Origin of the sequence: Microbulbifer pacificus, assembly GCF_033723955.1 — a bacterium.
Classification (GTDB): Bacteria; Pseudomonadota; Gammaproteobacteria; order Pseudomonadales; family Cellvibrionaceae; genus Microbulbifer; species Microbulbifer pacificus.
The window spans coordinates 1,213,020-1,233,459 of sequence record NZ_CP137555.1; the positions used below are offsets into that span (position 1 = coordinate 1,213,020).

Consider the following 20,440-nt stretch of genomic DNA (forward strand, 5'->3'; position numbering starts at 1 on the left):
ATGGATCAATACTGGTGAAATCCGGTGGTTATTGTACGCACCGGATCTGGACACAACCAACGCACTGATCACAAATTCAGCGCCTATTCCATTTCAATTTCGGGCAGTGCGTCCTCTCCGGCCGCCAGCCATACCTGCGCCGCCGCCTTGCGGGCAATGTCGCGGTAGAGTGCGGCCACTTCGCCTTCCGGTTCCGCCGCCACCGTGGGCAAGCCGCCGTCGGCCTGCTGGCGGATGGACATGGCCAGAGGCAGTTGGCCGAGCAGGCGGGTGTCATAATCGGCCGCCATTTTCTCGCCGCCACCGGCCCCGAATACCGGTTCCTGATGACCGCAGTTGGAACAGGTGTGCAAGGCCATGTTTTCCACAATGCCCAGCACCGGCACCGATACCTTGCGGAACATCTCCACGCCCTTGATGGCGTCCACCAGCGCCAGGTCCTGAGGCGTGGTGACAATCACCGCCCCCGCGAGCGCCACTTTCTGCGACAGGGTGAGTTGGATGTCGCCGGTGCCCGGAGGCATGTCCACCACCAGGTAATCCAGCTCCTCTTCACCCTCGGCCCACAGGGTCTGGGTCAGCATCTGGTTAAGGGCGCCGCTCGCCATCGGGCCGCGCCACACCGCCGGCGTATCTTCGGTAAGCAGGTAGCCGAGGGACATGGTCTTGAGTCCCAGTGCCGGCACCGGTACAAAGAACTTGCCACCCTTCACTTCCGGGCGCACGCCCTCGGTACCGAGCATGGTGGGCAGGCTTGGACCGTAGATATCCGCGTCCAGCAGGCCCACAGAGGCGCCCTCCGCAGCCAGTGCCAGGGCCAGGTTCACGGCGGTGGTGGACTTGCCCACACCGCCCTTACCGGAGGCCACGGCGATAATGTTTTTGACCGCTTTGAGTGACTCCGGTACCTCACCGGCTTCTGTACGCCCCACATCGAAAAACAGATCAAATTGCAGCTCAGACCCAGCCAGTGCGCCCTCTTCCAGTAGCAGTACACAGGCGGCGCGCACACGCTGCTCCCAGGCCTGCCGCTCACTGGCGCAGGGATACCCGAGAGTCACCCCCGTATAGACTGTGCCGTCCTCGAAGCCCACTTCGATATCCGCATCCAGGGCATCCAGCGGCAGACCGGTGGCCGGGTCCTGCAGCGCACCGATGACTTCGGCAATCGCCTCGAGCTGCGCCTGCACGTCCTCAGGGATGTCCTCGTGGTCATGGTCGTGATCGTGGTCATGCCTATGATTGTGTTCGTGGTCATCGCAATGGTGGTGGTGATCGGTCACGCTGTAGTCCTCACTGGCGCTCTGTTCGGGCCGGCATTTTGGGCAAGCCCCCGAGTGAATACAAGGCCGATACCCACACAACCAATAGCCTAGCCCGCGGCGCTGCGGGTGCCTTGCAGGGCCCATTTCTGCTATATTCCGCGCTCTTTTTCGGCGGGCCTCTACGTGGGTAGCCGCCGACCGAACAATTTCCACCGACAAGTCTCGTCCACCGACAAGTCTCGCAGCCTTTGGAAGCCAAGATGTCTCAGACCGACCATCAGCCCAGAAACATCCTCGTCACCAGTGCCCTGCCCTATGCCAACGGCTCCCTGCACCTGGGTCATATTCTCGAGTACATCCAGACCGATATCTGGGCCCGTTTCCAGCGCGCCCGCGGCAATCAGTGCCTGTACATGTGCGCCGACGACGCTCACGGCACTGCCATCATGCTGAAGGCCGAACAACTGGGGCTGACCCCGGAGCAGCACATCGCCAATATGCAGGCGGAGCACGAGCGCGACTTCGGCGGCTTCCTGATCAGTGTGGATAACTACCACTCCACCCACTCGGAAGAGAACCGCGAACTGTCGGCGATGATCTACAAGCGCCTGCGGGAGAATGGCCACATCGCTTCGCGCACCATCACCCAGGCCTATGACCCGGAAAAAGAACTGTTCCTGGCGGACCGCTACATCAAGGGCACCTGCCCGAAATGTAAGGCCGAGGACCAGTACGGCGACAACTGCGAAGTCTGCGGCGCCACCTACAGCCCCACAGAGCTGATCAACCCGGTATCCGCCATTTCCGGCGCTACCCCGGTGGAAAAGGAGTCCGAGCACTTCTTCTTTACCCTGCCCGCGTTTAACGACTTCCTGAAAGAGTGGACCCGCGCCGGTCACCTGCAGACCGAAATGGCCAACAAACTGGCCGAGTGGCTGGACGAGGGCCTGCAGGAGTGGGATATCTCCCGCGATGCGCCCTATTTCGGCTTCGAGATTCCCGATGCGCCCGGCAAGTATTTCTATGTGTGGCTGGATGCGCCCATCGGCTACATGGCCAGCCTGAAAAATTACTGCGACCGCAACAACCTCGACTGGCTGGAATTCTGGAAGAAGGACAGCAGCGCCGAGGTGTATCACTTTATCGGCAAGGACATCGTCAACTTCCACGCCCTGTTCTGGCCGGCGATGCTGCACTCTGCGCAGTTCCGCACCCCCACCAAGGTGTGCGTGCACGGTTTCCTCACCGTCAACGGCAAGAAGATGTCCAAGTCCCGCGGCACCTTCATCAATGCACGCAATTACCTGGACCACCTGAATCCGGAATACCTGCGCTACTACTTCGCCGCCAAGCTCACCGCCGGTGTCGACGATCTCGACCTCAACCTCGAGGACTTTATCGCCAAGGTGAACTCCGACCTGGTGGGCAAGGTGGTGAACATCGCCTCGCGCACCGCCAAGTTCGTGAGCAAGTCCGGCGGCGCACTTGCCGCTGAAATTGCCGACGAAGCGCTGTGGAACCAATTTGTGGAAGCGGCCCCGCGCATTACCGAGTACTTCGAAACCCGTGAATACAGCCGCGCCATCCGCGAAATCATGGCACTGGCCGACGCCGCCAACGCCTGGATTGCCGACAAAGCGCCCTGGTCGCTGGCGAAACAAGAAGGCGCGGAAGCGGAAGTACTGGCGATCTGTTCCCAGGGCGTCAACATGTTCCGCGCCCTGATCACCTGGCTGGCGCCGGTACTGCCGGAAACCGCACTGAAGGCCGAGGAATTCCTCGGTGTGAAACTGGACTGGAACAGCGCTACCGCGCCCCTCTCTGGCCACACCATCAACACCTTCAAACCGCTGATGCAGCGCGTGGAAAAAGAGCAGGTAGACGCGATGCAGGAAGCGGCAAAAGAATCCCTGGCGCAGCTGCAGGCGGAAACCAAACCGGCAGCCTCAGGCCCTCTTGCGGACGATCCCATCGCCGCGGAAATCCAGTTCGATGATTTCGCCAAGATTGACCTGCGCATCGCACTGATCGCCAATGCGGAACACGTGGAAGGTGCCGGCAAACTGCTGAAACTGACCCTGGACCTGGGCGGTGAAACCCGACAGGTATTCTCCGGCATCAAGAGCGCCTACAAGCCGGAAGACCTGATCGGCAAGCACACCGTGATGGTGGCCAACCTGGCACCGCGCAAGATGCGTTTCGGCGTGAGCGAAGGCATGGTGCTGGCCGCCGGCCCCGGCGGCAAGGACCTGTGGATTCTGGAACCCCACGCCGGTGCCCAGCCCGGCATGCGGGTAATGTAAACGGAAAGGACCTGATCCATGCGCGGAGTATTTCTCGATACGCTCACCATGAAACCGGAAGAGCTGGATACTTCCGCGCTGGAAAGCACCCTTGATCACTGGGATTTTTTCGCCACCACATCGCCCGATGAAACTGCGGTGCGTATCGCCAGCGCCGATGTGGTCATCACCAACAAGGTGGTGCTGGACCGCGCACTTATCGAAAGCGCCCCCAACCTCAAGCTCATCTGCGTCTGCGCCACCGGCATCAACAATATCGACCTGGGCGCCGCGGCAGAGAAGAACATTCCGGTAAAAAACGTCACCGGCTACACCGGCAGCTCCCTCGCCCAGCACACCATCGCCCTGCTGCTGGCGCTAGCCACCCGCTGGCACCGGTATTCCGAGGATGTGAAAAGCGGCCGCTGGAGCCAATCGCCAGTTTTCTGTCGGCTGGATTACCCGGTGATGGAGCTGTCGGGAAAAACCCTCGGCATCATCGGCTACGGTGATCTCGGCCAGAAGGTGGCGCTGCTCGGCGAAGCGCTGGGTATGCACGTACTTGTCGCACAGTCCGCAACGGGCGGGCACCAGCCGGGACGGGTTTCGCTGCAAACCCTGATCGCCGAGTCCGACGTCATCAGCCTGCACTGCCCACTCACCGAGCAGAACCGGCAAATGGTAAACCGCGAGTTCCTCGCCGCCATGAAGGACTCCGCGTTCCTGATCAACACTGCCCGCGGTGGGCTGGTGGATGAAGAAGCGCTGGCGGAAGCATTGAAATGCGGCACCATCGCCGGTGCCGCCCTGGATGTACTCAGCGTCGAACCACCACCTGCGGATCACCCGCTGCTGGCAAGTGATATTCCCAACCTGATCATTACGCCCCACAACGCCTGGATCAGCCGTGAAAGCCGCCAGCGCCTGCTCGACGGCGTGGTCAACAATATTCAGGGCTGGTTACGGTCCTGACTTAAAGTCCTGAAAATTCTATCCACGCAGGCGCTGGCAACGATTGCACCGGACGCGCAAAAAAAAGGCCGAATTCCCTCCCACTGACCCTACCCTTTTAGCTCACCTTGAAATTTCCGAGGAGGGCATCATGGCAAGCGCAAAATCTCCCAACAGCGACTCCGGCATCCATTCCGGTCGGGAAAAGCTGCACCAGGCGTATAACCTGGCCGGCGAAGCCGCCCTCGACACCGCCGCGCATGTCAAAACCCGTGCCCGCGAAACCGCGGATCAGGTGAAAACACGCACTCGCGAATCCATGGAAAAAGGTAAACAACGCGCACAAGATGTTGCCGAACGGGCGGAAAACTCCATCAAGGCACACCCTCTGGTGAGCGTGGGCTGTGCCTTTGCTGCCGGATGGCTGATCGCGAAGATTCTCAAGTAAGTTTTGCAACGCCATTCAGTGCCGGTGGGGCTTTTAATAAGTCCTGCCGTTTGGCTCTGCGCACGTTACATTGCCGGAAACGCTGCATGATTCTCTGGCATTCACTGGGGTTCTACTGATGGCCGGTCCAGACAACGCCCGCAAACAATACTCCGAGAAGCCTGCAGACGACGCTAAATTTTCATCCACTGCTGCTGAAGATGGGTTGCACTCCGAAGTCGCCGCGCTGATGGATCGCGCGGAGGCCACCATGACACTGGCCGCAGCGTGGACGGAAAACCTGAGCCGCCTGGTACATCTGGAATTCCAACGCACTCTCGCTGCCGGCAAGCGCATTGTCGCGCTGCTGTTGCTGGTATTTTTCCTCGCCATCGCCTTGGTGGTGAGCCTGTGCGCCGGGCTGGGGCTGCTCGGCTATTACTTTTTTCAATCCGTGTATATCGGCTTCGGCATTTTCCTGCTGGCGCAGCTGCTGATTGTCGCGGCCATGCTGCTTTCGGCCCACCGGCTGCGCCGGCTGCTCGGCTTTGAGGAAACCCGCAAACAGGCGAAAGAGGCGATCGACGATGTCACTGCGCTCTTTAAACAGACAGATTGAAAGTTACGGTTTCGAAATGGCACGGCAGCGGCGCTGTGCCGTGGCGCTGATGCAGCAGCAGAAAGTACAGACGCTAACCCAGGCGCAGAGAATCCCACTGCCGCTGGCCATGGGCGTGGCTTTCGCGAGCGGGTTTATCCTGCAGAAATTCTTTAATACTCCCGCGCCCAGAACCCTGATGAACTGGTATCTGACTTACCAGGCTTTCAGCCAGGGAGCGAGCCACAATACGCCGGGGTGACAATATTGCCCGGCATTAGCGGATTTCTTCAGCAAGCGTTTCCGCGGCTGGTCGCACACTACCGCTAGTCCCACCACCCGCGCTGCCGTCACGGCCGCCGATTTGCAGGATTTTTTCCGCAACGTCAGCGAGTTTCAGATTCATCTCCATCGCGCGGGTCTGCATGCTGCGGTAGGCTTCCTCTTCGCTCAGTCGCAGGCTGCGCATCAGAATCCCCTTGGCACGCTCCACCAGTTTGCGCTCGGTCAGGGCGCGGCGGGTCTTCTCCAGCTCCTCACTCACCCGGTGAATATGTGCAACCTGGGAGCGGATCAGGTCGTACAGGGAGTGAGCCAGGTTTTTCCCCGGCAGCGGCGGCACCGCGGTACTCGGCGCACTTCCGTACAGCCCGGGAACTTCCGGATCAAACAGTACCGCCAGTGCCGGCGGGCGCGTCCACTCGGTAGATTTCATGCGCTGTAACTGCGCGTAGTGATACCCCAGTTCCGACTGCGCCTCCGCCACCCGCTTGCGGCTCACCTGCAACAGACGCGCCGCCATGGCATCTTCGAGACAGTGCATGGCATCGATGCGCGCGGTGGCGAGGTCATACCACACCTCACTGATTTCTGACGCAATCGGTTCGCCCTCCTTCAGTCCGGCAATGACCTGGCGCAGGCGCTGCAAGTCGCGGGATGCCTCGCCACCCTCAATCGTTTGCCAGCGCGTCTGCTCCGCTTCACCGGAAAATTCCACAAACAATTCCAGGCTACCGCGCTGGCAATCCTGCAACTGTGCCAGGCGCCCGTGCAGCTTTTTGTCAAAGCGGCAGCCGGCAAAGCCGATCGCACCCCAGGCGCGCTCCTGCCCGGCAAATTCCTTGGCCTGCATAAAGTTGAACAGGGCCACCAGCAGCCGCGTCACCTCCGGATCGTCCGCCACGTCGGCCGCTTCGAAAACCACCGACAGCAATCCGGCAATCAGCCGGCAGTAGGCATCGGTGGATTCGAGTGCACTCACTTCGAATGCATCGACGTGGAGCCGGAGGTTGGCGAGTTCATCCAGCCCGTGCAATGAATAGGCGATGCTGTTCAGCAGACGCATATCCCGCGGGCTTTCATCCCGACCGGACCGCAGATAGCGGTTGTGCAACAGGCGCCGGAATACCTCCTCACTATCGCGGCCATTCTGGATCTGCTCCTGACGCTGTGCGGAAAAGCGAAAGCCTGTAGATACCAGGTAAATGTTGCTGATCCCCCGCTCCCGCTGCAGCTGGTGCACCAGGTCGGAAACCGTCGTCACCAGCTCGCAACTGCCGACGAGCCGCTCCAGCGCCTGGATTTCTGCGCGCTTGGCCGCCAGCAGGAATTTTTCTGCATCATCGCTGTGTGTCGAGCTGGATCTGGGCATGGTTGCGCTTCCGCATAACAAGGTCACCCACTGTTCCAGCAATAAATATTCCACTCGCGAATGTGTACACGGCAAAAATCCCGCCTCCTCACATAGCGCACCATTCGGGAGCGGTCGGGCAACATTGCACCAGTTCGACGCAAACGCGATTGCGGTCAAGGCAAGTCCACTGCGCACAGGCCAGCCCGCGAGATTGTTTTACCCCGCTATTAGTTCACAGACGCATACTTCCCGTGGCGCCAAAAGTACCGAGGGTCAAAAAGTTGGCACCGAGCTTGCTTTTGCTTTTTCAGGTACAGATACCGCGCTGCCGTTTCGGCGCAGGTGCGGGTCTTACCGGGCACAATATGCCCAGCACAATCAGAACACTCTGGATAAAGGCGTCCATCACTTTCCGGCAGCGGCCGGTCTGTGTGGGCGCTTTTTTTATGCCCCGAATTTACCCGTGTGCAGAGGCAGCAGGACGCCACAGGGTCAATTCAGCACAGATGGACACCCGATCCTCGAACATCATTAAAGGTGATCACTATGGCTTATCTCGTTCCAGCAGAATTCGTGACCAAAATGGTCGACGCCGGGGAATCCAAAATCTATATGTCCACCCGCGACACCCTGGTGCGCGCGTATATGGCCGGTGCCATTCTGGCGCTGGCTGCGGTTTTTGCGGTTACCGTGGCGGTGGCCACCGGCTCGCACCTGATCGGTTCCATCCTGTTCCCGGTGGGCTTCTGCATGCTCTACCTGATGGGATTCGACCTGCTGACCGGGGTATTCGTACTCGCCCCGCTGGCACTACTCGACAAGCGCCCCGGGGTTACCGTACAGGGCGTACTGCGCAACTGGGGCCTGGTGTTTGTCGGTAACTTTGCCGGCGCACTCACCGTTGCGGTGATGATGGCATTTGTATTTACCATGGGCTTCAACACCGACCCCGGTGCGGTGGGCACCAAGCTCGCGGCCGTAGGTGAAGCCCGTACCCTGGGCTACGCCAAATACGGTGCCGATGGCTGGTTTACCATTTTCCTGCGCGGCATGCTGTGTAACTGGATGGTATCCATGGGCGTAGTGGGCGCGATGATTTCCACCCATGTGAGCGGCAAGGTCATCGCCATGTGGATGCCAATCATGCTGTTCTTCTTTATGGCCTTCGAGCACTCTGTGGTGAACATGTTCCTGTTCCCCACCGCGATCATGATGGGTGGCGACTTCTCCGTGATGGACTACCTGATCTGGAATGAAATTCCCACCGCCCTCGGCAATCTGGTCGGCGGCCTCGCATTCACTGGCCTCACTCTGTACAGCACTCACTATAAAACCGCACCCAAGCGCCAACTGACTGCCGAGCGCAATAGCGCAGGCAAAGAAGCTCTGGCCTGATAACGTGTCAAAGCCCCGCTGCGCGGGGCTGATATTTTTCTATGAACAATAAACTCACTCTGGACATCGGCCAGCACAGCAGTGCGGGACTTAAGGCGGAAAACCAGGACAGCTGCGGCGCACGCCTGCCGGAAGAGCCGCAGCTCGCCATGAAGGGTGCCGCGTTTGCGATTGCCGATGGCATCAGCTCAAGTCCGGTCAGCGCCGTTGCCAGCGAAACCGCGGTAAAGAGTTTTCTCGACGATTACTACTGTACCTCCGACAGCTGGAGCGTAGCGCATGCCGCGAAACAGGTACTCAGGGCCACCAATGCCTGGCTCCATGGCCAGACGCACCAGAGTCCCTACCGCTTTGACAGGGACAAGGGCTACGTCTGCACCTTCAGTGCGATGATTATCAAAGGCATCGAGGCACACCTGTTTCACCTCGGCGACTCGCGCATTTACCGTCTGCGCCGCGGCACACTGGAACAGCTCACCCACGACCACCGCCTGTGGCAGGGAGAGCAGAACAGCTATCTGAGCCGCGCTCTGGGTGCGCAGCCACAACTGGACATCGACTACCGCCGGGTTTCCCTGGAAGCCGGCGACCTGTTTGTCCTGAGTACCGATGGGGTGCACGAATTCCTGTCGCAACCGACACTGATCGAACATCTGCAACAGCATGCAGACTGCCTCGACAAGGCCGCCAAAACCCTGGTAGCCGCGGCACTGGCCAATGGCAGTAACGACAATCTCACCGTGCAGCTGGTGCGAATCAGGAACTTGCCTGCTCCGGTACTGGAACCTCTGGAGCACGCGGGCACCTTACCGCTGCCTCCCATCCTGAAAAGCGGCGACGTGTTCGACGGCTATATCATCGAGCGCGAAATTCACGCGAGCAGCCGCAGCCACGTCTATCTCGCCTGCGACCAGACCAGTGGCAGTCGTGCAATCCTGAAAACACCTTCCATCGATCTCTCCGAGGATCCCGCCCATCTGCAACGGCTATTGATGGAGGAGTGGGTGGCGCGGCGCGTCAACAGTGCCCATGTGGTGCGCGCGGCCGTCAGCCGGCGACCGCGCCGATTTCTCTATACCGCGATGGAAGTGGTGGAAGGACAGACGCTGCGGCAGTGGATGACCGACAACCCCCAACCCAACCTGGAAACCGTGCGCGGTATAGTCGAACAGGTAGCGCGTGGCCTGCAGGCCCTGCACAGGGCAGAAATCCTGCATCAGGACCTGCGCCCGGAAAATATCATGATCAGCCACGCCGGCACTGTGACCCTGATTGACCTCGGCTCGGCCAGGGTAGCCGGCATCGCGGAAACCGCCGATGAAAACGGTCAGCTGATTCTCGGTACCGCCCTGTACAGCGCGCCGGAATATTTTCTCGGCGACCAAGGTACCATTCGCTCGGACCTTTTTTCTCTCGCGGTACTCACCTATTACCTGTTATCCGGTGAGTTCCCCTACGGTACCCAGGTAGCCCGCTGCAGTACCGTAGCCGCGCAACACAAGCTGCGTTACCGCAGTGTACTGAGTGAGTCCCGCGCGATTCCCGCGTGGATCGACGCCACCCTAAAAAAAGCGCTGCAACCAAACCCGCTGCGCCGCCACGAGGCGCTATCGGAATTTGTTTATGAGTTGCGCCACCCGAACCCCGAGTACCGCATTGCCACCCGCCCACCGTTGATGGAGCGCTATCCGGTGCGTTTCTGGCAATCGGTGAGCGGCATTCTGCTGCTCGTTATTGTTTATCTGTTGAGCCTGATTTCCAGCACCACCTGACCCCCACCAATAAAACATGCAAGGAGAAAATCCATGATCAGTAGCCGTCAGCAAGTCACCGATATGATTCTCGTCGTCAAGGTGCAGAAGGATCTGAAATGGTCCCAGGTGGCAGAAGCCATCGGCCTGTCGAAAGAGTGGACCACCGCCGCCTGCCTGGGGCAGATGACGTTTACCAAACAGCAGGCCGCCGTGGTGGGCGAGCTGTTCGATCTCAGCGACGAGGCCGTCGCCTGGCTGCAGATTGCCCCCTACAAGGGATCCCTCCCCACAGCAGTCCCCACCGACCCACTAATTTATCGCCTGTACGAGTTGGTGAATGTGTATGGCACCACCATCAAGGAGCTGATCCACGAGGAGTTCGGCGATGGCATCATGAGCGCCATCGACTTTTCCATGGATATCCAGCGGGAGGCAGATCCCAAGGGGGATCGGGTGAATATGGTGATGTCCGGCAAATTCCTGCCATATAAAACCTACTGAGGATGGTCCCGGCGCTGGCGGCCGCTGCGCCGCCGGCCTACGCCCTAAACAACATCAATACAACGTCCCACCGCCAGACTCGCTACAATACCGGTCCTGACATTTGCCCAGAATCGGCCAGAATCATGAGTCTTAGCACGCCTTCCTCCTCTGCCCTGCAAGAAGAAAACGCCATTGTCGAATCTGAGTTATCCACAAAGAAAGCTGCGGAGCAGCTGGCGGAATTTATTCACCGTCACCCGCGCCTAACGGTGCTGACCGGTGCCGGTGTGAGTACCGATTCCGGAATTCCCGATTACCGTGACCGCGACGGCCAGTGGAAGCGCAAGCCGCCGGTGGATCACCGGGATTTCATGGCGAGTGCGGCCACACGCCAGCGCTACTGGGGGCGCGCACTGATCGGTTGGCCGGTGATCCGCAATTCGGCGCCGAACCCCGCGCACTTTTATCTGGCGGAACTGGAGCGCCGCGGACATATCCATTTGTTGATTACCCAGAATGTGGATCGCCTGCATCAACGCGCGGGCAGTGAAAAGGTCATCGACCTGCACGGTCGCGCGGATGAGATTCGCTGTTTGCGCTGTGATTACCGCGCAATGCGGCAAGCCGTGCACGATCGCAGCTACGATCTGAACCCCGCGTTTCGCCACTATACGGCGGAGACAGCGCCGGATGGGGATGCCGACCTGGAAGTGGATTTCAGCGGCTTTGAGGTGGTGGACTGCCCGGATTGCCGGGGGATTCTGAAGCCCGATGTGGTGTTCTTTGGCGACAATGTGCCAAAGGCACGGGTCGAGCAATCACTGGAAGCCGTGCGCGAAAGCGATGCACTGCTGGTCGTGGGATCGTCCCTGATGGTCTACTCCGGATTCCGCTTTTGCCGCTATGCGAAAGAGTGGAGCAAACCGCTGGCCTCACTGAACCTGGGGCGCACCCGCGCCGATGACCTGCTCGATCTGAAACTGAATGCACGCATCGGGGAAACCCTGGCCGGAGCGCTGAAGCAGCTGTAACTACCCACGCACCCAGCCGCGCCCCTGTGTTATTCCGCCGGCAGCCCCAGCACAAATACCGCGAGGCAGATCAGGCCAGTCACGGTAAAACACAGCATATACCAACGCCGCCGCGGCAAGCCCTGCGTTTGTCGGGCAACCAGTAAAGCCGCGGCGCACTGGAACGCATAGAACAGGGCGAAGGCGCGCGAGGCATAGGCGATGATTTCCTGAACGCTGGTAAGCCAGGCCAGGCATACGGTAACCGCCATGATCAGCACATAGGCGTAGCGCTCCGGTAATTTCTGGCGCGAAATATCTTCGATCAAGCCCCCCGCCCCCGCCGAGTCTGCGACCGAAGCACTGAACTGGCTGCCAATTGCGGCAATGGATATCAGCATCGGCAACACCGCGGCAATCGGCGCCGTCATGCCAATGATGGCGGTCACATCGGCCCCGAGCCTTTTGTGAAACAACACGGTCGCCAGGGCGATGAATACCAGGTAGATGCCGGCAGAGAGCAGCTGCGCAATGCGCATGGTGGCAATGCGCTGCTCCGCCGAATGCTCACTGCCCAGATAGCGAGAAGTTTCAAATCCCTGCACCACGATCAGCAGCCCGAGCAATACACGCACGTCGTGGGACCCGATGCTCGAATCGACATCCGGCAATGCCCAGTCACCACCCAGGAAGAGCCGCAGGTTATATACAAACAGCGCCACCAGCAGCGCACCGATCATGCCCAGATTAAGGCTGACCGCGTACTTTTCCAGCGCCTCCAGTTCACTGAGGCCACGCCAGATACCGACGCCGCCGATGATGACCAGCAGCGTGGTGGTTATGCTATTGGCCAGGAATTCACTCTTCATCCCCATGGCATTCAGCAAAAATTCCGCCAGCAACTGCAGGTAATAGGTGACAGAGATGGAATAGGCTCCAGCCAGCACCACCCGCGAAGCGAGCGCTACTTTCTGTGCCGGACCATTCAGGTGCTCAACCGGCTCTAAATGACGGATATTGAAACGAATGGCACTGCCCACGGCGTAGGCAATAACCAGCAACACCGCCATACACAGCACTGCCAGATTTCCGACAATGCCCGCCAGTAACGGCGCGCTGACCAGAAAGCCACTGCCCATGATGGAAGCCAGTGGTGTTACCGTGGCTTTCCAGCCAGAGGAGTTTGCCACGCGCGGTGAAAACGCCAGATAGGCTGCAATCAACAATGCGACGCCGATTATCAGGACATTCACCCGTCAACCACTCCTTTTAGCGTTCCTTTTAGCGGTCCTTCAATCGCTCTGTTAGAGAAATTTATTTCGCGGCGTCAATTTTATGCATGCACAACCTGCATCGAGTCTAATTTAGGGTATTTAAATATAGCCCTTAACTCGCAGCAAAATATTGGCATCGATATTTACTCATAATAAAAATTGTCTACCAGAATTCATTAAAAATTCGCTGTGTTAAAAAAATAACACGCCACCTAATAACCCCACAAAAAATATGCTTTAACGGAAATCCAACCTTATATAAACACACATCGACTAATGGATTCTTAATGGAAGCGCATACTTCTGCCCACCCAGTCAAAACAGAGAAATCAACGCCTACACCAATAAAATCAGGACCCACCCTAAGTGTCGAGCTCACATGGGATGGGGCAAAAAAATTACTGCATTCCTGGGAGCACACAGATCACAAGGGTGCCGCGAGAGTCGCCACCGCAAAAGCCAATTTCTTCCTGCCATTTATCGCAGAGATGCCCGGCGAAAAAACGCCTTATGTAGCGCTATGGAACAAAGATGGGGTGCCTGATGGGATGCTGTTAGGCCGCCTTGCTTTTACGCGCCCGGTGGCAAGAATCGGGAACTGGCAGGTTCCGATGCCACTGCTTCGCACCCTGAATATTACCGAGGGTGGGCTTGAGGCACTGACCACAGAAACTGCCCTGCAGCAGAAAAAATACTTGCAAGAGTTACTGGCTAGCGGAAATTTTGACTGCATTTCTATTTTTCGCCTCGCTCCGGATAGCGAAGTCGGGCGAGTGTTTGAAAATGGATTCCTTAAGCCTGGCGATGGATTCCCGGTAAAAATAGCGCGCTGGTTCACCGAGCTCCTTGATTCCCACGGTCGCCCGATAGCCGCAAACTCAGCAAAAACACGCAGCGGATTTCGCCGCAAAGACCGCAAACTGGTTGAAGCGTTTAATGGTGCCGTTGAAATACGGGAAATTCGCGATCCTAAAAAGGTAACTGAATATTTGAAGATGGCCGTCAAAATCGGCGCTGCAGGCTATCAAAGGAGTATCGGCGTAGGGGTAAAAGACGACCCCATTTGGAACAGTGTATTCAGAATCCATGCCGAAAACGGCAACTTCCGCGGATATCTGCTGGAGGCCGAAGGCGAGCCCATCGCCTATATCGTAGGGCCGGTGGTGGACGGTACCTTTTCATTACTCGCCACATCCTATCTGCCGAAACACAGCCGATTGGCACCGGGCACCTATTTACTCCGCAGGGTAATCGAACGGCTTCAGGACGAAGGCATTCGCTGGATCGACTATGGTGAGGGCGATTACAGCTACAAAGAACTCTATGGCACCTACCGGCGGGAGGATGCCTCGATGAATTATTATGCTTCGTCACCCAGGGCAAAAATCGCCTGGCTGTTGAACAGCGTGGCACATGGCACGATGCGATTCCTTCATTCCAGTGGCTTGTTGGTACGCCTGAAAAAAATCCGCCGGTTTATTATTGACCGTCTGAATAAAAACAAACTGGACGCGGATTAAATTCAAGACTGACGCTTGCGGTCAGGTATCCTTCTGGCCGGAGAGCTTTGCTTCCGTGCGCAATTCAAAATCACTGGCATCGTGCCGCTCGTGTAATTGCTCCGATGGCTCACCCCAGGTGCGATTTACCATACGCCCGCGAATCACCGCCGGGCGCTCACCGATTTCATTTACCCAGCGATTGACATTGATGTAGCTGTGGGTTTCCAGAAATTCTGCCGCATCGTATGCCTGATTTTTTACCAGCGCACCGTACCAGGGCCAGATGGCCATATCTGCAATGGTGTATTCTTTGCCGGCAATATATGGATGTTGCGCAAGCTGCCGGTCGAGTACGTCGAGCTGGCGTTTGACTTCCATCGCGTAACGGTTGATGGGGTATTCGTATTTCTCCGGCGCATAGGCATAGAAGTGGCCAAAGCCGCCGCCGAGGAAGGGGGCGGCGCCCATTTGCCAGAACAGCCAGTTCAGCGTTTCGGTGCGCTGGGCCGGGGTGTGGGGGAGGAAAGCCCCGAATTTTTCTGCCAGGTACAGCAGGATAGAGCCGGATTCGAACACACGGATCGGTGGCGTGCTGCTGTGGTCCACCAGGGCGGGGATCTTGGAGTTGGGGTTGATGTCCACAAAACCACTGCTGAACTGATCGCCCTCGGTAATACGGATCAGGTGGGCATCGTACTCAGCACCGTTTTGCCCGAGCGCCAATAGCTCCTCGAGCATGATGGTCACTTTCACTCCATTCGGCGTACCCAGCGAGTAGAGCTGCATCGGGTGCTTGCCCACCGGCAGCGCCTTGTCGTGGGTCGGGCCGGCAATGGGACGGTTGATGTTGGCAAACTGTCCGCCATTGGCGCTGTCCCATTTCCAGACCTTTGGTGGTACGTAAGTTTTGTCAGACATTCTAAAGTTCCGATGTTGAGAATTAACCGGCCCCGCGGCCGCTACCCCTGGATTGTCCTTAGCCCGTTTCTGTCCGCAATTGAACTCGCCCACGGGCGATCAGCGCCAGGGCGCCCCATAACAGCAGGCTCACTATCAGCACCAGACCATACTCCCCGAACGGAATGCGCAGTGGCTGCTGCCAACTCATCACGCCGCTACCGATCAGACCCAGCAATACCAGCACATACCCGATGATGATGCTGCCAACCACCCTCTGCGACAAGCCCAGGCCGTGAATCTGGGTTACCACCAGCATGCTCAGAAAACCGGTGAAGAACATGGCCACAGCGGACCAGCCCTGCAGCGGTGACAGGTAAGCGACCACCACTCCGTGAATCAGCACAAAGCTTTCCAGGAAAACGGTCCAGTAACGGTTGCGGTGACTGCGGGTGAACATCAGGCTTCCCTGCAGCAATAATGCGAACAGGTAGAAAAAGCCGAGCAGGTGTCCCGGGGTCAATTCAATCGGGTGATACCAGAAGGTGTAGAGGATCGCCCAGGAAAAGTAGTAGCCGTGATAGCGCTTGAGGCAGGTGACCACGGTCTGCTTGATCGGAACCCGCTTGCCAAAAAACAAGCCCCGGCGCGGGTTTTCCATGATCAGCACGACCACCAGCAGGAAGATGACAGAAAACTGCGATGACCACACCGAAACCGTCTGTGCCAGGCCGTCGTAGAACAACTTGGTCTGCAGTATGTGCAGGCCGATGAAAAAGGCATTGCCCACCAGCGCCAATACGTTGATGGGGTGCAGGCCACTGGTGTATCCCATACCTTCTTTGTGATGCGCCTGTCTCGCGCGAAAGATGATCCACCAGTGAAACAGCTGATGGGCGGCATAGCCGACCCAGGCCGTGATAAACGCCCAGGTAGATGGCTCGGGTAACTGCCAGTAATACCAGCCTCTGGTTTCATCTGGCAGGAATTCAATGTGTTCACTGTAGGGGCCAGTAATGATCGCCACCAGCACTAGCGCGAGGCAGCCCATCAGGCCCCAACGCAATTGAAAGCGATAACTCTTGTGGCTATTTAACCAGTTGTTGAGCGCCATGCTCCCCCCGGTGATGACCTTCGGTTAATGAAGAATCCTGACTGCGAAGCTATCTTATCCATGCTCAGGAGATGACACACAGTTCACCATATCTATCGAGACAATTTCTCGGATACAAAGCTGTAGCTCGTTATACGCAGATGGCAGGCCCAGTGGATCAACGTATCGCGGCAACGCTTTATTGCAAATCCAGCCACGACACGCTAGAGCATTAATCAAAACTGCGGTGCGAAAATTTCTCCTCACATGCAGAATTCCAAAGGTGGCTCCATCTCCCGTTGTTGAAGCCCCCCTGACGCTCCCCCATAATACCGGCCCAATTTCCATCAATGCGCCGCCTGTCGCCAATCACAGACTAGGGCCCCAACCCGGCTAGTTGCTAGTCTTGCATTAACAGGCGCCCAATTTTTGTACTACGCCAATTCAGTACCCAGGGCCACAATGCGGTGGCCCAAACGGAACGTCTATGACCGAATTCACCGTCATCCTGCTCTCCACCATCCTGGTGAACAATTACGTGCTGGTGCAGTTCCTCGGCCTGTGCCCGTTTATGGGGGTTTCCAACAAGCTGGAGACGGCCATCGGCATGGCTGGCGCCACCACCTTCGTACTGACACTGGCGGCCATCTGTTCCTATCTGGTGAATACCTACCTGCTTGAACCCTTCGGCATGGAGTACCTGCGCACCATTTCCTTCATCCTGGTGATCGCAGTGGTGGTGCAGTTCGCGCGTATGTTTATCGAGAAGACCAGTCCGCTGCTGTACCGGGTACTCGGGGTCTTCCTACCGCTTATTACCACCAACTGTGCAGTGCTGGGCGTGGCGCTGCAGAACACCCTGAAGGCAAACAATTTTGTGCAGTCCACCCTGTACGGCTTCGGCGCGGCGGTGGGTTTTTCGCTGGTGTTGATCCTGTTTTCCGCAATGCGCGAACGGCTGGCTATGGCGGATGTCCCCAAACCGTTCAAGGGCGCGGCCATCGGCATGATGACGGCGGGGCTCATGTCGCTGGCGTTTATGGGCTTCAGCGGGCTGGTATAAGGAGCGGCGACGATGGATTGGCTTTCTGATGTTTCCACACCGCTGCTGATTCTCGGCGGCATGGCGCTGGTGTTCGGCGCCCTGCTGGGCTTCGCCGCGGTGCGCTTCAAGGTGGAGGGCGACCCCATTGTCGACCAGATCGACGCCCTGCTGCCCCAGACCCAGTGCGGCCAGTGCGGCCACCCGGGTTGCCGCCCCTACGCCGAGGCCATCGCCAATGGCGAGGCCATCAACAAGTGTCCTCCCGGTGGCCAGGCCACCATCAACGAACTCGCCAACTTGCTGGATGTGGAAGCGATTCCGCTGGATGCGGAGCACGGGGTGGAAGACGTCAAGAAAGTGGCGTTTATCCGCGAGGCAGAGTGCATCGGCTGCACCAAGTGCATCCAGGCCTGCCCGGTGGATGCCATCGTCGGCGCCGCCAAGCAGATGCACACGGTGATCGTGGACGAATGCACCGGCTGCGACCTGTGCGTGGAACCCTGCCCGGTGGACTGTATCGACATGGTGCCGCTGGAGGTAACCCTGCAGCGCTGGCACCCGAGCAAACCCAGAGACAGTGTCCAATTGATTGCCAGTGACAGACCCGAACTGCACGCCGATGACCGGAGTGCAGCATGAGCCAGGTAGATGAACGACTGAGCGCCAGCGAGCGCCGCGCCGCCCGCGAGGCCCACCTGATCGCCAGCGAAAAGGCCCGCGACCTGTCCCGCGAGTTGAAAATCAACGACTTCCACGGCGGTGTCCACCCGCCGGAGAACAAGCACCAGTCCACCGGTGAGCCCATCGGCAGTATTCCGCTGGCGGAAGATTTGATCGTGCCCCTGAACCAGCATATCGGCGCCACCGCCATCCCGCTGGTGAAGCTGGGCGACCTGGTATTGAAGGGGCAGAAGATTGCCGAGGCCGATGGCCCGGTGAGCTGCCCGGTGCACGCGCCCTCGTCCGGCAAGGTGGTCGCCATCGAGCCCATGGCGGTGCCGCATCCCTCCGGCATGGTGGCGGATTGTATCCAGATCCGCACCGATGGCCGCAATGAGTGGTGTGCGCTCACTCCGCTGGCGGACTACCAGAACCGCGATAGCGACGAGCTGCTGGAGCAGATTCGCGACTGTGGCATCGCCGGCATGGGCGGTGCCGGTTTCCCCACCGCGGTGAAACTGAATCCCCGCGGCGGCGCAACCATCGACACCCTGATCATCAACGGCACCGAGTGCGAGCCCTATATCACCGCCGACGACATACTGATGCGCGAGCGCGCCGATGAGATTATCGGCGGTGTGGAAATACTCGCTCACCTGCTGGACCAGCCGGAGCGGGTGCTGATCGGTATCGAGGACAACAAGCCAGAAGCCATCAAGGCGATGCAGCGGGCCGCCGAGGGCACCCGCTTTCACGTGGTGGTGTTCCCCACCAAATACCCCTCCGGTGGCGAGAAACAGCTGATCCAGATTCTCACCGGCCGCGAGGTGCCGAACGAGGGTCTGCCGGCGAATGTGGGCATTGTGTGCCAGAACGTCGGTACCGCCCGTGCGGTGTACCGCGCCATTCACTTTGGCGAGCCGTTGATCAGCCGGATCACCACCGTGGTGGGGGAATCCCTGGCTCACCAGCGCAATATCGAGGTGCCGATCGGCACCCCGATCCGCCACATCCTCGAATGCCACGGCATCGACCGCAAGCAACTCCAGCGCATCGTGATCGGTGGGCCGATGATGGGTTACACCATCGAGGATGAGTCCGCGCCGGTGGTAAAGACCACCAACTGTATTCTCGCCCCCACCAACAAAGAGCTGCCGCCGGCGCCGCCGGCCCAGGCCTGCATCCGCTGCGGCCTGTGCGCCGAAGCATGCCCGGCAAGCCTGCTGCCACAGCAGCTGTATTGGTACGCACGCGCGGAGGACCGCGACAAGTTGCAAGCCTACAACCTGTTCGACTGCATCGAGTGCGGCGCCTGCTCCTATGTGTGCCCCTCCAGTATTCCGCTGGTGCAGTACTACCGCGCCGCCAAGGGGGATATCCGCGAGGCACGCCAAGAAAAGGAAAAGGCGGACCGCGCCCGCGAACGTTTCGAATACCGCAAGCTGCGCATGGAAAGAGCGGAGCAGGAGAAGGAGGCCAAGCGCCTGGAGCGCAAGCAGGCCGCCGAGGAAGCCCGCAAGCTGCGCGAGCAGAATGCCGGCAGCCCGGAAGCGCAGGCAGCCAAGCAGGAGGCCGATGTGGTCGCCGCGGCTCTGGCGCGGGTAAAGGCCAAGCAGGCCTCACCGGAACAGCAGCTGGCCCGCGCCCAGCGCACCCTCACCAGCGCGGAACACCGGGTGGAACGGATGCAGCAGAAGGTGGCTGAGGCGGATGAGAACCAGCGCGCGCAGCTGGAGGCCCAGCTGAAGACCGCCGAGCTGAAACTGAAGGAAGCCCGCGACAAGCTCGCCGAAGCGGAAAGCCTTTCCGCCGCGGCTCCCGCAGGGGACCAGTCACCAGAGGCAGCAAGCACGCCGACGCCATCGATCACCGAAGACAAGCTCACCGTGGCCGGTGCTTCGTCCTCCGCCGCCGGCGCCGCGATCGAAAGAGCCAAGGCCGCGGCCGCCGCCCGCGCCAGCATGAGCCCGGAGGAAAAGCTCGCCGCGGAAATCGACGCGCTGAAAACGCGGGTGGAAAAGGCCGAGGCGCGGCTGCAAAAGGCCCGCAGTGACGACGATCCCAACACCGCCGCGTTTGAAACTGCACTGACCAAGCTGCAGGAAAAGCTGGCGGAAAAACAGCAACAGGCCGGAATCCAGGACTGAGGCGAGGGAAATAAAGAGAAACAC

The 20,440-nt window shown here is 59.0% G+C and carries 18 protein-coding genes; 13 read left to right on the top strand and 5 right to left on the bottom strand.

The genetic code is table 11. The features are described 5' to 3' along the window. Positions 1–83: 83 nt before the first annotated feature. Positions 84–1,283 carry an iron-sulfur cluster carrier protein ApbC gene (gene apbC, locus R5R33_RS05520; protein WP_318955045.1) on the bottom strand — a complete coding sequence of 400 codons (1,200 nt, stop codon included), beginning with the start codon at positions 1,281–1,283 and terminating at the stop codon, positions 84–86. Between the two features lie 242 nt (positions 1,284–1,525). Between apbC and metG the strand changes: the two genes are divergently transcribed. The 5 genes from metG (at position 1,526) to R5R33_RS05545 (ending at position 5,785) form a co-directional block, all read left to right on the top strand. Then, on the top strand, positions 1,526–3,568 hold the full coding sequence (gene metG, locus R5R33_RS05525) for a methionine--tRNA ligase (RefSeq protein WP_318955046.1): 2,043 nt from the start codon (positions 1,526–1,528) through the stop codon (positions 3,566–3,568). Positions 3,569–3,586: 18 nt separating this feature from the next. Then, the gene (locus R5R33_RS05530; protein WP_318955047.1) at positions 3,587–4,519 is read left to right on the top strand and encodes a D-2-hydroxyacid dehydrogenase; all 933 of its coding nucleotides are present in this window, start codon (positions 3,587–3,589) and stop codon (positions 4,517–4,519) included. A gap of 130 nt (positions 4,520–4,649) precedes the next feature. Then, a complete protein-coding gene (locus R5R33_RS05535; protein ID WP_318955048.1) occupies positions 4,650–4,946 on the top strand; it encodes a DUF883 family protein in 297 nt (98 codons plus the stop codon). Positions 4,947–5,064: 118 nt separating this feature from the next. Further along, positions 5,065–5,544, top strand: a complete 480-nt coding sequence (locus R5R33_RS05540; protein ID WP_318955049.1) for a hypothetical protein — start codon at positions 5,065–5,067, stop codon at positions 5,542–5,544. 16 nt (positions 5,545–5,560) lie between these two features. Then, a complete protein-coding gene (locus tag R5R33_RS05545; RefSeq protein WP_318955050.1) occupies positions 5,561–5,785 on the top strand; it encodes a hypothetical protein in 225 nt (74 codons plus the stop codon). 15 nt (positions 5,786–5,800) lie between these two features. Here R5R33_RS05545 and R5R33_RS05550 read toward each other — a convergent pair whose 3' ends face one another. Then, positions 5,801–7,174: a nitrate- and nitrite sensing domain-containing protein gene (locus tag R5R33_RS05550; protein WP_318955051.1), complete on the bottom strand. Its 1,374-nt coding sequence runs from the start codon at positions 7,172–7,174 to the stop codon at positions 5,801–5,803. 528 nt (positions 7,175–7,702) lie between these two features. Here R5R33_RS05550 and R5R33_RS05555 point away from each other — a divergent pair. The 4 genes from R5R33_RS05555 (at position 7,703) to R5R33_RS05570 (ending at position 11,819) form a co-directional block, all read left to right on the top strand. Further along, positions 7,703–8,551, top strand: coding sequence for a formate/nitrite transporter family protein (locus R5R33_RS05555; RefSeq protein ID WP_318955052.1), 849 nt, complete (start codon positions 7,703–7,705; stop codon positions 8,549–8,551). 41 nt (positions 8,552–8,592) lie between these two features. Then, positions 8,593–10,323: a bifunctional protein-serine/threonine kinase/phosphatase gene (locus R5R33_RS05560; protein WP_318955053.1), complete on the top strand. Its 1,731-nt coding sequence runs from the start codon at positions 8,593–8,595 to the stop codon at positions 10,321–10,323. 33 nt (positions 10,324–10,356) lie between these two features. Further along, complete coding sequence (cynS, locus tag R5R33_RS05565) at positions 10,357–10,806, top strand: cyanase (protein WP_318955054.1); 450 nt, start codon at positions 10,357–10,359, stop codon at positions 10,804–10,806. A 125-nt stretch (positions 10,807–10,931) separates the two neighbouring features. Continuing rightward, positions 10,932–11,819: an NAD-dependent protein deacetylase gene (locus R5R33_RS05570; protein ID WP_318955055.1), complete on the top strand. Its 888-nt coding sequence runs from the start codon at positions 10,932–10,934 to the stop codon at positions 11,817–11,819. A 29-nt stretch (positions 11,820–11,848) separates the two neighbouring features. On the opposite strand, the gene R5R33_RS05575 is transcribed toward R5R33_RS05570, so the two are convergent. Beyond that, positions 11,849–13,051, bottom strand: coding sequence for a hypothetical protein (locus tag R5R33_RS05575; protein WP_318955056.1), 1,203 nt, complete (start codon positions 13,049–13,051; stop codon positions 11,849–11,851). Positions 13,052–13,359: 308 nt separating this feature from the next. Here R5R33_RS05575 and R5R33_RS05580 point away from each other — a divergent pair, with 308 nt between their 5' ends. Next, positions 13,360–14,592: a GNAT family N-acetyltransferase gene (locus R5R33_RS05580; protein WP_318955057.1), complete on the top strand. Its 1,233-nt coding sequence runs from the start codon at positions 13,360–13,362 to the stop codon at positions 14,590–14,592. A gap of 21 nt (positions 14,593–14,613) precedes the next feature. Here R5R33_RS05580 and yghU read toward each other — a convergent pair whose 3' ends face one another. Beyond that, positions 14,614–15,492, bottom strand: a complete 879-nt coding sequence (yghU, locus tag R5R33_RS05585; RefSeq protein WP_318955058.1) for a glutathione-dependent disulfide-bond oxidoreductase — start codon at positions 15,490–15,492, stop codon at positions 14,614–14,616. 58 nt (positions 15,493–15,550) lie between these two features. Continuing rightward, on the bottom strand, positions 15,551–16,585 hold the full coding sequence (locus tag R5R33_RS05590; RefSeq protein WP_318955059.1) for a hypothetical protein: 1,035 nt from the start codon (positions 16,583–16,585) through the stop codon (positions 15,551–15,553). 466 nt (positions 16,586–17,051) lie between these two features. Here R5R33_RS05590 and rsxA point away from each other — a divergent pair, with 466 nt between their 5' ends. The 3 genes from rsxA to rsxC are packed head-to-tail and all read left to right on the top strand — an operon-like array spanning position 17,052 to position 20,416. Beyond that, the gene (gene rsxA, locus R5R33_RS05595; protein ID WP_280322074.1) at positions 17,052–17,627 is read left to right on the top strand and encodes an electron transport complex subunit RsxA; all 576 of its coding nucleotides are present in this window, start codon (positions 17,052–17,054) and stop codon (positions 17,625–17,627) included. Positions 17,628–17,639: 12 nt separating this feature from the next. After that, positions 17,640–18,248 (top strand): electron transport complex subunit RsxB, encoded by a 609-nt coding sequence (gene rsxB / locus R5R33_RS05600; RefSeq protein ID WP_318955060.1) that lies wholly within the window; start codon positions 17,640–17,642, stop codon positions 18,246–18,248. Continuing rightward, on the top strand, positions 18,245–20,416 hold the full coding sequence (rsxC, locus tag R5R33_RS05605; RefSeq protein WP_318955061.1) for an electron transport complex subunit RsxC: 2,172 nt from the start codon (positions 18,245–18,247) through the stop codon (positions 20,414–20,416). Before rsxB ends, rsxC begins: the two co-directional genes overlap by 4 nt. The last annotated feature ends 24 nt before the right edge of the window (positions 20,417–20,440 follow it).

Coding starts and splice junctions, on each gene's coding strand:
- rsxA (WP_280322074.1), top strand. CDS start 17,052: ATGACCGAATTCACCGTCATCCTGCTCTCCACCATCCTGGTGAACAAT.
- R5R33_RS05530 (WP_318955047.1), top strand. CDS start 3,587: ATGCGCGGAGTATTTCTCGATACGCTCACCATGAAACCGGAAGAGCTG.
- R5R33_RS05580 (WP_318955057.1), top strand. CDS start 13,360: ATGGAAGCGCATACTTCTGCCCACCCAGTCAAAACAGAGAAATCAACG.
- metG (WP_318955046.1), top strand. CDS start 1,526: ATGTCTCAGACCGACCATCAGCCCAGAAACATCCTCGTCACCAGTGCC.
- R5R33_RS05570 (WP_318955055.1), top strand. CDS start 10,932: ATGAGTCTTAGCACGCCTTCCTCCTCTGCCCTGCAAGAAGAAAACGCC.
- R5R33_RS05560 (WP_318955053.1), top strand. CDS start 8,593: ATGAACAATAAACTCACTCTGGACATCGGCCAGCACAGCAGTGCGGGA.
- R5R33_RS05590 (WP_318955059.1), bottom strand. CDS start 16,585: ATGGCGCTCAACAACTGGTTAAATAGCCACAAGAGTTATCGCTTTCAA.
- R5R33_RS05545 (WP_318955050.1), top strand. CDS start 5,561: ATGGCACGGCAGCGGCGCTGTGCCGTGGCGCTGATGCAGCAGCAGAAA.
- yghU (WP_318955058.1), bottom strand. CDS start 15,492: ATGTCTGACAAAACTTACGTACCACCAAAGGTCTGGAAATGGGACAGC.
- rsxB (WP_318955060.1), top strand. CDS start 17,640: ATGGATTGGCTTTCTGATGTTTCCACACCGCTGCTGATTCTCGGCGGC.
- rsxC (WP_318955061.1), top strand. CDS start 18,245: ATGAGCCAGGTAGATGAACGACTGAGCGCCAGCGAGCGCCGCGCCGCC.
- R5R33_RS05540 (WP_318955049.1), top strand. CDS start 5,065: ATGGCCGGTCCAGACAACGCCCGCAAACAATACTCCGAGAAGCCTGCA.
- R5R33_RS05550 (WP_318955051.1), bottom strand. CDS start 7,174: ATGCCCAGATCCAGCTCGACACACAGCGATGATGCAGAAAAATTCCTG.
- R5R33_RS05555 (WP_318955052.1), top strand. CDS start 7,703: ATGGCTTATCTCGTTCCAGCAGAATTCGTGACCAAAATGGTCGACGCC.
- cynS (WP_318955054.1), top strand. CDS start 10,357: ATGATCAGTAGCCGTCAGCAAGTCACCGATATGATTCTCGTCGTCAAG.
- R5R33_RS05535 (WP_318955048.1), top strand. CDS start 4,650: ATGGCAAGCGCAAAATCTCCCAACAGCGACTCCGGCATCCATTCCGGT.